General features: G+C 69.5%; 11 protein-coding genes and 1 pseudogene. 5 read left to right on the forward strand and 7 right to left on the reverse strand.

All coding sequences use genetic code 11. The features are described from left to right. Window positions 1-23 precede the first annotated feature (23 nt). Window positions 24-788: a TioE family transcriptional regulator gene (locus G3I71_RS10200; RefSeq protein ID WP_164313644.1), complete on the forward strand. Its 765-nt coding sequence runs from the start codon at window positions 24-26 to the stop codon at window positions 786-788. 62 nt (window positions 789-850) lie between these two features. Here the strand turns inward: G3I71_RS10200 and G3I71_RS10205 are convergent, their stop codons facing one another. Beyond that, entirely contained in the window at window positions 851-1774 is a 924-nt protein-coding gene (locus G3I71_RS10205; RefSeq protein WP_164313645.1) for a calcium-binding protein, read from the reverse strand. Window positions 1775-1877: 103 nt separating this feature from the next. After that, window positions 1878-3158: a PucR family transcriptional regulator gene (locus tag G3I71_RS10210; RefSeq protein ID WP_164313646.1), complete on the reverse strand. Its 1281-nt coding sequence runs from the start codon at window positions 3156-3158 to the stop codon at window positions 1878-1880. 181 nt (window positions 3159-3339) lie between these two features. Between G3I71_RS10210 and G3I71_RS10215 the strand changes: the two genes are divergently transcribed. Beyond that, window positions 3340-3798: a nucleoside deaminase gene (locus tag G3I71_RS10215; protein WP_164313647.1), complete on the forward strand. Its 459-nt coding sequence runs from the start codon at window positions 3340-3342 to the stop codon at window positions 3796-3798. Then, a complete protein-coding gene (locus tag G3I71_RS10220; RefSeq protein WP_343242901.1) occupies window positions 3791-4783 on the forward strand; it encodes a 2-oxoglutarate and iron-dependent oxygenase domain-containing protein in 993 nt (330 codons plus the stop codon). Before G3I71_RS10215 ends, G3I71_RS10220 begins: the two co-directional genes overlap by 8 nt. Window positions 4784-4996: 213 nt before the next feature. Here G3I71_RS10220 and G3I71_RS10225 read toward each other — a convergent pair whose 3' ends face one another. Further along, window positions 4997-6286: an RNA-guided endonuclease TnpB family protein gene (locus G3I71_RS10225; protein WP_164313649.1), complete on the reverse strand. Its 1290-nt coding sequence runs from the start codon at window positions 6284-6286 to the stop codon at window positions 4997-4999. Window positions 6287-6331: 45 nt separating this feature from the next. Between G3I71_RS10225 and G3I71_RS10230 the strand changes: the two genes are divergently transcribed. Continuing rightward, window positions 6332-6538: an Arc family DNA-binding protein gene (locus G3I71_RS10230; RefSeq protein WP_203729823.1), complete on the forward strand. Its 207-nt coding sequence runs from the start codon at window positions 6332-6334 to the stop codon at window positions 6536-6538. 23 nt (window positions 6539-6561) lie between these two features. Continuing rightward, window positions 6562-7767: pseudogene (locus G3I71_RS10235) on the forward strand (ABC transporter substrate-binding protein); the annotation flags it as partial. A 16-nt stretch (window positions 7768-7783) separates the two neighbouring features. Here the strand turns inward: G3I71_RS10235 and ccsB are convergent. From ccsB to G3I71_RS10255, 4 genes are read right to left on the reverse strand one after another with little or no spacing between them, the layout of a single operon-like run. Beyond that, window positions 7784-8911, reverse strand: coding sequence for a c-type cytochrome biogenesis protein CcsB (gene ccsB, locus G3I71_RS10240; RefSeq protein WP_164313650.1), 1128 nt, complete (start codon window positions 8909-8911; stop codon window positions 7784-7786). Beyond that, window positions 8912-10663: a cytochrome c biogenesis protein ResB gene (locus G3I71_RS10245; RefSeq protein WP_203729824.1), complete on the reverse strand. Its 1752-nt coding sequence runs from the start codon at window positions 10661-10663 to the stop codon at window positions 8912-8914. A gap of 3 nt (window positions 10664-10666) precedes the next feature. Next, a complete protein-coding gene (locus tag G3I71_RS10250; protein ID WP_164313763.1) occupies window positions 10667-11452 on the reverse strand; it encodes a cytochrome c biogenesis CcdA family protein in 786 nt (261 codons plus the stop codon). A gap of 10 nt (window positions 11453-11462) precedes the next feature. Beyond that, window positions 11463-12113, reverse strand: a complete 651-nt coding sequence (locus tag G3I71_RS10255) for a TlpA disulfide reductase family protein (protein ID WP_164313651.1) — start codon at window positions 12111-12113, stop codon at window positions 11463-11465. Between the last annotated feature and the right edge of the window lie 134 nt (window positions 12114-12247).

The raw sequence follows: 12247 nt of genomic DNA on the forward strand, positions 1-12247 counted from the left end.
TACTGCCTCTAAGCTTCAAATCCGTGACGAACCATGAGGTACGGCTGCGGCCCGTCGACCTGGCCCGGCTGTCGGGCCTGTCGACGCAGCAGATCCGCAACTACGAGGACGCGGGTGTCCTGCCCCCGGCGGCACGGACGGAGTCGGGATACCGCGTCTTCGGGGACGTACACCGCCGCGCGTTGCTGACCTACCGGGCCCTGCAGCCCGGGTACGGGCCACTGGCGGCAACCACTGTCATGCGCACCCTGCACGACGGGGACCTGCCGGGCGCGCTCGCGCTCGTCGACGCGGCGCACGCCGGGCTGCACGAGCAGCGGACGGCCCTGCGGGCGACGCGCGAGGCCCTGGAGGCGCTGGCCGGCCGGCGGCCCCCGAAGGCGACAGCCCCCGCGACCGACCTGCGGATCGGCGAGGTGGCCGCGCTGCTCGGCGTACGCACCTCCGCGCTGCGGGTGTGGGAGGCGGCGGGGCTGCTCACCCCGGCCCGCGAACGGGGCACGGGCTACCGGCAGTTCGGCCCCGACGACGTCCGCGACGCCCGCCTGATCCAGACCCTCCGCCGCAGCCACTATCCCCTGGACCAGATCCACCCGGTACTGGAGGAACTGCGCCGGGAGGGCGGCACGGAGGCACTGCGAACGGCGGTCGCGGCACGCGGGGAGGCACTGACGGGGCGTACGCGGGCGATGCTGGCGGGGGCGGGGCGGTTGGCGGAATACATCGAGTACATCGAGATCACCGGATACGGATACGGCGAGTACGCCGAGTACGTCGAGAACAACTGATGGCGGCCGATGACTGCCAATGACCGCCGATGCCGACCGGACGGCCCTGCCATCATGCGGGCCTAGCCGACCAGATGGTTCCTGCCGGGGCCGCCGGAGAGAAAGTCCTTGCCGGGGCCGCCGTACAGACGGTCGTTGCCGCCGTTGCCGTAGATCACGTCGTTGCCGCTGTTGCCGTACAGGTCGTCGTCACCGGCACCGCCGTAGAGGTGGTCGTTCCCGGCCTGGCCGTAGATGTAGTCCCTTCCCCCCGCTCCACGGATGGTGTCGTTGCCGGACCCGCCGTTCAGGGTGTTGACGGCAGCGGTTCCGGTGAGGGTGTCGTTGCCGTTGCCACCCCAGATGTTGTTGCCCGCCGAGAGGGTGTCGTTGCCGTCGTCGCCGTACATGTCGCGGCCGTTGGTCAGCCGGTCGTTGCCGGTTCCACCGTGGAGGTTCTCGAAGCCGAGGCCGGCCGGGTTCGGGTAGCCGGTCGATGTGTACCGGGTTCCGTTCAGCGTGTCATTGCCCGGGCCGCCGTATACGTCGAAGCGACGGTCGGGGAAGTTGCTCAGCGACGTGTCGTTACCGTCACCGAGGTTGAATATCGCCCGCGGGTAGGCTCTCGGGGCGGAGAAATCGTCAGAGAACGTACATTGCACTTTGGTCGGGTCGCCGGGGTATTCCGTATCCTCGCCGGGGTGCACGCATCCAGGGCCCGCGTCGATCGGCACGACGTCATCGATACCGATGGAAATCTCTTGCCGGCCGGTGTTGTCCGAGTAATAGCCGCCGACCCAGTAGAACACCTTGTTCGTCTGCCCGTTCGCCGCGGTATAGACCACATGGTCGCCATCGACGATGACCGCGGTGGCGCTTGACGCGGTCGTCCCCGTCGCTTCCGTGGCGTGTGCGCTCGCCACGGGCAGCAGCAGGCCGCTGACGACGAGAGCCGCCGTGGCGCCCGGCCACGTACTACCGCGGGTACTCCGACGGTGCGTCCCCATGAGTTTCTCCTCCGGCAGGTACCGATAGTCGTCCGTATCGACCAGAAGACCCACGGCGCGCACCAACGGTTGTACGGGCCACACCTCCACCTGGGGCACCTCCCTACGCCACCGTCCGCAGACCCCCTGTTCCCGCCCCCGCCCCCGCCCCCGTCCCCCGCACCACCCGCCACGCGCAGGCCGCCGTGAGCAGCTCGCCCAGCAGGTCCGGGTCGTCGATCTCCAGGCCGAGGAGGGACTCGATGCGTTCCAGGCGCTGGTAGAGGGACTGGCGGCCGATGTGGAGGAGGGCCGCCGTGCGGGTGGGTGAGCAGCCGTTGCGGAGGTGGACCTCCAGGGTGCGGACCAGGTCGCTGGGGTGGGCCGCCTCCCACGCCAGGAGGGGGCCCAGGGTGTGCTGGACCAGGCGGCTCAGGCGGTCCTGGTTGGCGTCCACGCCCCCTCGGGTCAGTTCTCGTTCGAGGGCGAGGGCCCGGGACGACGTCACCAGGGGGCCCTGCGGGGCGTTCGGCTCCGGTGGCGGCACCGTCAGTGCCAGTTCCAGGGTCGTACGGGCCGCGCGCAGCGTCTCGCTCCAGCGCAGCCAGCCGTTGCCGGCGTCGACGGCGTGGCCCACGGCGACGGTGAGGCCGGGGGCGGCGGCAGCCGTGCGGAAGGCGTCCTGCACCGCCCGTACCGGGTCCCGTCCCGTCTTCGCCCCCGGCACCGGCCGGACCGAGACAAGGGCGAGTACGTCCCCCGGGAAGGCGGCCCGCAGCACCGCCCCGCCCAGGGTGCGCGCCGCCCGGTCGACCGTGGAGACGTCCCGCGTGCCGTGCACGGAAACACCGATCAGGCGGGCGCCGGGCCCGGGATGGAAGCCGGCGAGGGCGGCGCGGGCCTCGACCTCGGGCTGGTTGAGGGCCTGGCCGTCGGCGAGGTCGGCGAGCAGGGCGGCGGTGTGATCGTCGCCCCAGGGGCGGACCACCGTACGGCCGGACAGGCCCCGGGCGACGATCGCGCGGTTGGCGGCCTCCGTGATGCGTACGAAGGGGACGACGCGGCGCAGGGCGAGAAGCGGCAGGCCGAGGCGGCGGGCCTCGTCCGTCACCTCGGGCGGCATCGCGGGGAGCGAGCGGCCGATCTCCACGGCCAGGCCCGCCGCGCCCCGGGCGGTCAGCTCGCGGACGTAACGGCGCCGCACCTCCTCGTCCGTGTCGGTGAGGCCGAATCCGTTGGTCAGCAGCAGTTCGCCGCCGTCCAGGAAGTTCGCGCCCTCGTACACCTCGCTGGAGTGCACCCAGCGCACGGGCCGGTCCAACGCGGCCTCGCCGGCGAGGAGTTCGGGCTCGGCGGCGCGGACCGGGTCGAGGGCCAGGACTTCACGGAGGGTGAGTGCGGGCACGGGTGCCTCCCAAGGCGCTGACACTTCGTCCTGCTGGGGGATGCCCGGAGAGTACTTTCCGCACGTTGCCCCGGTGTTTCCGCCGAAGGAGAGTGAACCCATGGATCCGGAAGATCGAGCGGGTCGGCCAGATCGGGCAGATCACATGGAACAGGTGGATCAGGTGGATCAGGGAGACCGGATGGATCAGCTGGATCAGGCACTGGCACGCTCGTGGCTCGCTGTCGCCGTCGAGGAAGCCCGTGCCGGGCTCGCCGAGGGCGGTATCCCGATCGGCGCCGCGCTCTACGGCGCCGACGGCACGCTCCTCGGGCGTGGGCACAACCGGCGCGTCCAGGACGGCGACCCCTCGACGCACGGCGAGACCGCCGCGTTCCGTAATGCGGGACGGCAGCGCTCGTACCGTGGGACGACCATGGTCACCACGCTCTCCCCGTGCTGGTACTGCTCCGGTCTGGTGAGGCAGTTCGGTATCTCCCGGGTGGTCGTGGGAGAGGCCGTCACCTTTCACGGCGGACACGACTGGCTCGCCGAGCACGGCGTCGAGATCGTGCTGCTCGACGATCCCGAGTGCGTCGGCATGATGCGCGACTTCATCACGAACAATCCCGCACTGTGGAATGAGGACATCGGTGAGTGACACCACGTCGGCGCAGACCCCCGCCGCACCCCGTATCCCGACCGTCGACCTGCGGCCCTGGCTGTCCGGCGACGCGGAGACCCGGGCCGCCATCGCCCGTACCGTCGACTCCGCCCTCCAGACCGCCGGATTCCTGCTGGTCACCGGGCACGGCGTCGACCCCGCCCTGCGGGCCGGTATCCGGGAGGCGGCCCGCGCCTTCTTCGCGCTGCCCGCCGAGGCGAAGGAGCGGTACACGGCGAAGGTCGGCGGGAGGGGATGGCTGGGGCCGGGGGCCGAGGCGAACGGGTACTCGGAGGGTACGGAGACCCCGCCGGACCTGAAGGAGTCGCTGACCTTCGCCACGCACGCCCCCTTCGACGACCCGGCCGTCAACGCCGAGTGGTACGCGCCCAACGTGTGGCCCGCCGAGGCGCCCGAGCTGCGGAGGCTGTGCGAGGAGTATCTCGACCGGATGGCCGAGCTGGAGAAGGAGCTGCTCACCCTCCTCGGGTCTGCTCTCGGGCTCGAACCCGACTTCTTCTCACGGCACATGGACCATCCGACGTACGGGTTCAACATCAACTGGTATCCGGGAGTGGAGGTCGTCGGCGAGCCGGAACCGGGGCAGTTCCGGATCGGGCCGCACACCGACTTCGGGACGGTCACCATCCTCGACCGGCAGGCCGGGAAGGGCGGGCTGCAGGTCTACACGGACGAGGGCGGGTGGGAGGACGCGCCCTTCGACCCCGAGGCGTTCACCATCAACATCGGTGACCTGATGGCCCGTTGGACCGGCGACCGCTGGCGCTCGGGCCGCCACCGGGTGCTGCCGCCGCCGGCCGACTCCCCCGCCGAGGAACTGATGTCCCTCGTCTACTTCGGCGAGTGCACCCCGGGCACGATCGTCGAGTCGGTACCCGCGCCGGTGGGCCGGGTCGCCTACGAGGCCTTCGACTCGCATGTCTACCTGCGGGGGCAGCTGGACTCGATCACGGTCGACTGAGACTCGCCGACATGATCAGGGCGATCGACCGCGAGAACGACTCCCTCACGGACGGCAGCGACAGCCAAGGCAGCAAGGACGGCCAAGACAGCTATGTCACCGTCGCCTGTTCGAGCCGTTCACCGCGACCGACGCGGACAATCTCGGGGATGTGCTGCACGAGCTCCTCCAGGACTCCAGGACGCCTATCTCGCCCATTGACATCCTCCCCCTCTAAAAGAGGGGGATTTCAACCCGGTTGGGTTGGGGTTCACGAACGCTCGGCCGCTGTGTGGGCGGTGTCGTCCCTCCGGCACCGGCTGTTCGCCGGGGGCGGGGAATCCCGCCCTGTCCTGCCGCGACGTTGTTTGCTGCGTTGGTGTCCGCGTTGCAGGTGAAGCCGCAGGAGGAGCAACAGAACTCGGCTTGGCTCTTGCGCGAGTTCTTGTCGATCCATCCGCAGGCGCTGCATCGCAGGCTGGTGTAGGGGGCGGGGACGTCTTCGACCCGGCCGGGGGCCTTGTGTTCGGTGCGCCGGCGGAGCATGCCCCAGCCCTGGGCGAGGATGGCCCGGTTCAGTCCGGCCTTCTGACGCACGTTCTTGCCGGGCTGCTCGGCGGTGCCCTTCGCCGAGCGGGTCATGTTCTTGATGTTGAGCTTCTCGAACCGCACCAGGTCGTAGGTGCGGGCGAATGTCGTGCTCGTCTTTTCGCACCAGTCCTTGCGCCGGTTGGCCTCTCGCGCCTTGAGCTTGGCAACCTTGGCGTACCCGGCGGTCTTGGCCTCGCTGCCCTTGGGTGCTCTGGCTGCTCGCCGCTGGTGCTTGCGCACCTGCGCCCGTTCCCTGACCGTGAGCTGCGGGCAGTTCAGCTTCCGGCCGTCGGACAGCGCGGCCGTGATCGTCACGCCCCGGTCGATGCCGATGACCTCACCCGTACCGGGGGCGCCGATCGGCTCGGGGACGATTGCGAACGCCGCGTGCCACTGTCCGTTGCGCCAGGTGATCCGGAACGTCTTCGCGCTGGGCAGCGCGGTACGGGTGAGGCGGAAGCGGACCCAGCCGCAGCCGGGAACCTTCACCTGCGCCCACCGCCTGTTGAGTTTCCGCACCACCACCGAGCGGCCCATGACCTGCCTGCCGCTCTTCGCGTTCACCTTCGGCGAGCCGTTCACCTCGAACTCCGGCACGCGGTCGGTGCCGATGACCCGGAAGCCCTCGTGCCGGTACTTCCTACGCCAGGTCGGCTCGCCGAACCCGGACGTGAACCGCGCGTTCTTGGCCTGTGCGAAGTCCTTGAGTGCCTGCTGCTGCACGTCCGCGTTCCCGGCACCCAGCCATTCGTTGTCCCGCCGGGCCTCGGTGAGCTGGCGGCACTGCTCGGCGAAACCGGGTGCGGCCCTGCGGCCCTTGCACCAGTACGAGTGCTGCTCAACGGCCAGGTTCCACACGTACCGGGCGTGCGCGCAGTGTTCACGCATGACCGCCTCCTGGGCAGTCGTCGGGTACATGCGAAACCTGGACATGGTCCCATCTTAGCATCGAATTGGGTCCGGTGTCAGAATGGGACCATGACAAAGCATGTGAACCTCCGCCTCCCCGATGACGTGCACGAGCTGGCCGTGGCCGCCGCGTCCGCCGACGACCGCTCCCTGAACTCGTGGCTGATCGCAGTCGTGCGCCGCGCCGCCGAGTCGAGTGAGGCGCCGAATCACGCTGGCGGCGATTCGGCGATCCCTGCCCCACTACACGGCAGCGGGCATTCGCCCCGACCCTGAAGCACCAGGCACCCCGCCCGAAAGCAAGGTGGAAGGTGAACCACGACGCGAACGGCGAGGGTCCGCCGATCCGGCTCGTGCTCGCCAACCCGGGCCGTACCGGCGCCCATTGGGAGCACACGGTCGACCAGCTGGAGCGGATGACGACGACCTCGGACCGGCTGCGCGCGGTCACCGGGATAGGGCTGAGCACGGAGGAGAACACCCGGGCCGTGAGGGAGCTGACGAGGCGCGGTATCCCCGTCGTCGGCACGTCCATCACGGCCGACAGCCTCGCCAACGGCCAACAGGGCAGCCCCGGGGGCCTGAAGCCCTTCCCGGGGCTGGCCCGCACCGCCCCCACCAACACCGACGAGGCCCGTGCGCTCGCCTCCTTCGCCAACGTGGCGGCCGACAAGGCGGTGCTGGTGTACGACGATCCGGGCGACCCGTACACGCTCACCCTCCAGGCGTCGTTCGAGAAGCTGCTGACGGGCTCGCGCTACCAGCCGTGGCCCTTCACCCCGCTCACCGACCGCACCAAGGAGGGGACCACCGCCAACGACTTCCGGCAGATCAGGGAGCTGGTGTGCGACACCGCGCCCGGCGTGAACACCATCCTGTTCGCCGGACGCCACACCCAACTGCGCCAGTTCATCAACGCGCTCGGCAAACGCGGCTGTATGCAAAGGGCGTTCACCATCCTCACCGGGGACGACGCCTCGTATCTCACCGGCGACAAGAAGCTCGACGCCGAAGCCCTCAAGAGCAGCATCTCGGTGCGCTACAGCGCCCTCGCCCACCCGGACGCCTGGCTCAGGAACCCTCCGAAGACCGGGGGTTCGGCGGCGGACGCCCAGGACCTGAACGAACTGCTCAGCGCCGCCCGGGCCAACAAGGAGGCCAAGAGCGACAAGCCCTCCCCCATCGGCACCATCGACCTGGAGGACGGTCAGCTCATCATCGCGTACGACGCGATGCGGCTCACCGTCGAGGGCATCCGCGAGGCCACGCCCAGCGGACAGAGCGCGCCCACACTCGCCGACGTCGGCGACGAGTGGACGCTCATCAAGGGCTCGTCGGGGCGGGTGAACGGCGCGAGCGGCTGGATCTGCCTGGACAACTACGGCAACCCGTACGACAAGGCCGTACCGATCGTGGAACTGACCTCCGACCGGCACGCCCGCTTCGTCGAGATCGCCTGGCCGACGGGCAAGCCCCCGAAAGAAGACTGCCTGCCGCCGTCGTGACCCCTGTCGGGCCTGTTCAGACTCCCGCGTACGAGTGCTTGCCGGTGACGAAGATGTTGACGCCGTAGTAGTTGAAGAGGAAGCACGCGAACGCGATCAGGGCGATGTACGCGGCCCTGCGGCCCTTCCAGCCGGCCGTGGCGCGGGCGTGCAGGTAGGTGGCGTAGGCGACCCAGGTGATGAACGCCCAGGTCTCCTTGGGGTCCCAGCCCCAGTAGCGGCCCCACGCGTCGCCCGCCCAGATCGCGCCCGCGATGATCGTGAACGTCCACAGCGGGAAGACGGCGGCGTTGATCCGGTACGAGAACTTGTCGAGGGACGCCGAGGCGGGCAGCCGCTCCATGACGGAGGTCGCGAAGGTGCCGGGCTTGCCGCCGGACGCGAGCTTGTTCTCGTACGAGTCCTTGAAGAGGTACAGGATCGTGGCGACCGCGCCCACGTAGAAGACGGCGCCGCAGAGGATCGCCGTGGAGACGTGGATGTACAGCCAGTACGAGTGGAGGGCAGGGACGAGCTGGTCGCTCGCCGTGTACAGGACGGTGACGGCGAGGCCGAGGTCGAGCAGGACGCTCGTGACCAGGGGCAGGCCGAGCCAGCGGATGTCCTTCTTCAGCGCGAGGAAGACGAGGTACACGCCCACGGCGGTGGTGGAGAAGGTGAGGTTGAACTCGTACATGTTGCCCCACGGCGCCCGCTGCACGGACAGCGCGCGGGCCAGCACCCCGGCGAACTCCACGAGGAACGCGACCACCGTGAGGGACACGGCGATACGCCCGTACAGGTCGCCCTGCTCGTCCCCGCCATGGGCGCCGGGCCCGTCCGGCACGTCCCGGGCCCCGGCCGCGGCCCGCACGACGACCTTCGGCCGCTCCAGTACGGCGGTCCCGCCGGCGTTCTTGACGGTCACCTCCGGCGCCTTCGCACCGGCCGCCCCGGCCGGCTTCGCGGTGAGCGCGGCGGCCGTGCGGCTGATCTTGCTGCGGCTGCCGAAGGTCCACTCGGCGATGTAGGTGAAGAAGGCCAGGGTGTAGACGGCCATCGCGGAGTAGATCAGCGTGTTGCTGATGTTCGCGAGGTGCTCGTTGGTCGCGGTGGCGAGAGTCGTCGCGTGGGCGAGGTCGGTCGCGGTGGCGAGAGCGGACATTTACTTCTCAGCCCCTTCAGCAGGTACGGCAGAAGTATCGGAGTCGGGGTCGGGGGTTTCGGGATCGGGCGCGCCCGGCGCCTGGTCGTACAGGGTTCCGGCGAGGTCGCCGAGTTCCTCGGGCAGCTTGGCGGACTCGCTGCGGCCGAGGCCGCCCATCTCGACGACGGTGACGCCGTCGGAGCCCTTCACCGCCCGCACCCACACCCGCCGGCGCCGGATGAACAGGGAGCCGGCGAGGCCGAAGATGGCGACGATCGCGCCGCCGAGCGCCCAGTCGGCGGCGGGCTGCCGGGTGACCTGGAAGTTGGCCCACTCCTGGGTGCCCTCGTAGGTCACCGAGCCGGCGCCGCCCGGGAGTTGCATGGTCTGGCCGGGCTTCAGGTTCTCGCGCACCTGCTGGCCCTTGGCGTCCTTGTAGGCCTTCATATGGGTCTTGTCGAGCTGGTACACGCTCTGCGGGAGACCCGCGTTGACCCCGAGGTCGCCGTGGTACGGCGCCAGGTTCAGCACCGGGTTCTCCAGCGCGGGGAACTGCGAGGCGACCTCGTTGCCCGGGACGTAGGTGGGCAGGAAGAAGGCCTGGATACCGAGCTGTTCCTCGACGCCCTTGGCGTCGCGGTAGCCGTCCATGACCTTGACCGCACCGGAGGAGGTGACGTTGGAGTCGAGGGGAAGGAGTGCGACGGCCTGGTCGAAGACGATGTCGCCCTTGCCGTCGCGGACCGTGAGGACGGGCGCGTAGCCGTGGGCGGTGAGGTAGACCTTCGAGTCGCCGATCACCAGCGGCTCGTTGACCTTGATGGTGCGCTTCCTGTCCTTGCCGTACGCGCCCACGCTGTAGTCGACGTCGGCCTCGTAGGTGCGCGGGGTGCCGCGGTTGGGCCCTGACACCTCGTACGTGCCCTTGAAGTCCTTCAGGGTGAAGCTGAAGGAGTCGAGGTCGTCGGTGTCGAAGAGGGTGCCGGACTTGAAGTCGTCGTACTGGGTGAGCGTGTTGGAGAAACCGTCGCCTTCGAGGATCAGCTTGTTGCCCTCGGACTTGTACAGCTGGCCCCAGGCGAAGGAGGTCAGCATCACGATCAGCGCGATGTGGAAGGCGAGGTTGCCGACCTCGCGCAGATAGCCCTTCTCGGCGGCGACCGAGTCCCCGGCGAGATGGGCCCGGAAGCGGCGCTTCTTGAGCAGTACGAGGGCTGCCTCGCGGACCTGCTCGGGCTCGGCCTCCGTACGCCACGTCGTGTACGCGGGCAGCCGGGTCAGGCGGCGGGGCGCGCCCGGCGGGCGGCTGCGCAGCTGGCCCACGAACTGCCAGGTGCGGGGCACGATGCAGCCGATGAGGGAGATGAACAGCAGGATGTAGATCGCCGAGAACCACACCGAGCTGTACACGTGGAACAGCCCGAGCTTGTCGTAGAGCGGCCCGAGGAAGCTGTGCCGCTGGATGAAGTCGGCGACCTTGGTCTCGTCGGTCCCGGACTGCGGGATCAGCGAGCCGGGGATCGCCCCGAGCGACAGCAGGAACAGCAGGAGCAGCGCGACCCGCATCGAGGTGAGCTGCCGCCAGAACCAGCGGGCCCAGCCGATGACACCCATGGAGGGCAGTCCCGGCGCCTCCTCCTGCGGGGCGGTGGACAGCTGGGAGCCGGCGGCGCCGAGGTCCTGGTCGTCACTGTCCTTGGGCGCGGGGACAGTGGCAGGCACAGGCACAGGGGTGCTGCCGGTGCTGCCGGTGCCGGTGGTCTTGCTCATCGATCAGATCCCCACAGTGAAGCCGTTGGACCAGGTCTGCATCTCCTGCACCAGACGGTCCCACGCGCCGGTAAGGAGCAGCACACCGGTAAGGATCATCATCGTGCCGCCGATGCGCATGACCCAGACATAGTGGCGCTTGACCCAGCCGAAGGCACCGAGCGCCTTACGGAAAGCGACAGCCGCGAGCACGAAGGGGACACCGAGGCCTACGCAGTAGGCGACCGTCAGTACGGCGCCGCGCCCGGCGCTGGCCTGGTCGAAGGCGAGGCTGTTGACGGAGGCGAGGGTCGGGCCGATGCAGGGCGTCCAGCCGATGCCGAACAGCGCGCCGAGAAGGGGGGCGCCGACCAGTCCGGTGGCGGGCTTCTTGTGGAAGCGGAACTCGCGCTGGGTGAGCCAGGGCATCATGCCCATGTAGAAGACGCCCATGAGGATCATCAGGACGCCGAGCACCTTGGACAGCGTGCCCTGGTGCTCCTGCAGCGTCTGCCCGAAGTACCCGAACAGGGCCCCCGTGGACACGAACACCGCGGTGAACCCGAGCACGAAGAGCGAGGCCCCGGCGACCATCCGCCCCCGGCGGGCCTCGCCGAGATCGGTGCCGGTGACGCCGGTGACGTACGACAGATAGCCGGGTACGAGGGGCAGCACGCACGGCGAGAAGAAGGAGACGAGGCCTCCGAGCAGGGCGATCGGCAGGGCCAGTATCAGGGCGCCGTTCATCACGGTCTTGTTGGGCTCGGTGACGGAGGCGGCGAGCGTGACGAGGTCGGGCACCTGGGACATCCCGCTCACGTCACTTCTCCGCGAGGACGGGATCGATCATCTTGCGGAGGTTGTCCTCGCTGAGCGCCAGGAGCGCGCGGGCGGCGATCTTCCCCTCCCGGTCGAGGACGATCGTGGAGGGGATCGCCTTCGGGTTGAGCGTGCCCTTCTTGAAGCGGAGCATCAGCTTGCCCGTGGGGTCGTACAGACTCGGGAACGTGACGCCGTACTGCTTCTCGAAGGCGACCGCCGGACGGGTCTCGGTGTCGCGGGTGTTGATGCCGACGAACTGGACTCCCTGGTCCTTGAGGGCGGCGGAGACCGCGACGAAGTTCTTCGCCTCAAGGCGGCAGGGCCCGCACCACGAACCCCAGATGTTGATGACGACGATCTTGCCCTTGTAGTCGGCGACGTCGAGCTGCTTGCCGTCGATGGTCGGCCCGGAGAGGTCGGGGGCGGCGATCCGCTTGCCCTGAGCCACCGTGGCGATGCCGCCGTCGCCGGTGACGAAGTTGGTGTCGCCGGAGCCCCCGGACGTACCGCCCGAGGTGCACGCGGTCAGGGCCAGCGCGGAGGCGGCGACCGCGGCGGTGAACAGGGCGGCCCGGCGGCTACGGACATGGCCACGGGGACGGTTCGGGGGGCGGTCCAGGAGGAGGGAGACGCGGCTGGCGACACTCATGTGAAAAGTTTCGCATGTCCGTTCCGAGGATCTTGCGCACCCCCCTCGCGGGCCACTGCGCCATCCCGGGGGACGGCCCCGGACCCCCAGCAGACAAGCAGGCCGCTTGGTACGACCGGCGTGCGCGCTGAGAG

This window comes from Streptomyces sp. SID12501, from assembly GCF_010550245.1.
Classification (GTDB): domain Bacteria; phylum Actinomycetota; class Actinomycetes; order Streptomycetales; family Streptomycetaceae; genus Streptomyces.

Excerpts from the sequence above, each read along its gene's own strand:
- G3I71_RS10205 (WP_164313645.1), bottom strand. The coding sequence starts at position 1,774 with ATGGGGACGCACCGTCGGAGTACCCGCGGTAGTACGTGGCCGGGCGCC.
- G3I71_RS10215 (WP_164313647.1), top strand. The coding sequence starts at position 3,340 with ATGGATCAGCTGGATCAGGCACTGGCACGCTCGTGGCTCGCTGTCGCC.
- G3I71_RS10225 (WP_164313649.1), bottom strand. The coding sequence starts at position 6,286 with ATGTCCAGGTTTCGCATGTACCCGACGACTGCCCAGGAGGCGGTCATG.
- G3I71_RS10230 (WP_203729823.1), top strand. The coding sequence starts at position 6,332 with ATGACAAAGCATGTGAACCTCCGCCTCCCCGATGACGTGCACGAGCTG.
- ccsB (WP_164313650.1), bottom strand. The coding sequence starts at position 8,911 with ATGTCCGCTCTCGCCACCGCGACCGACCTCGCCCACGCGACGACTCTC.
- G3I71_RS10245 (WP_203729824.1), bottom strand. The coding sequence starts at position 10,663 with ATGAGCAAGACCACCGGCACCGGCAGCACCGGCAGCACCCCTGTGCCT.
- G3I71_RS10250 (WP_164313763.1), bottom strand. The coding sequence starts at position 11,452 with ATGTCCCAGGTGCCCGACCTCGTCACGCTCGCCGCCTCCGTCACCGAG.
- G3I71_RS10255 (WP_164313651.1), bottom strand. The coding sequence starts at position 12,113 with ATGAGTGTCGCCAGCCGCGTCTCCCTCCTCCTGGACCGCCCCCCGAAC.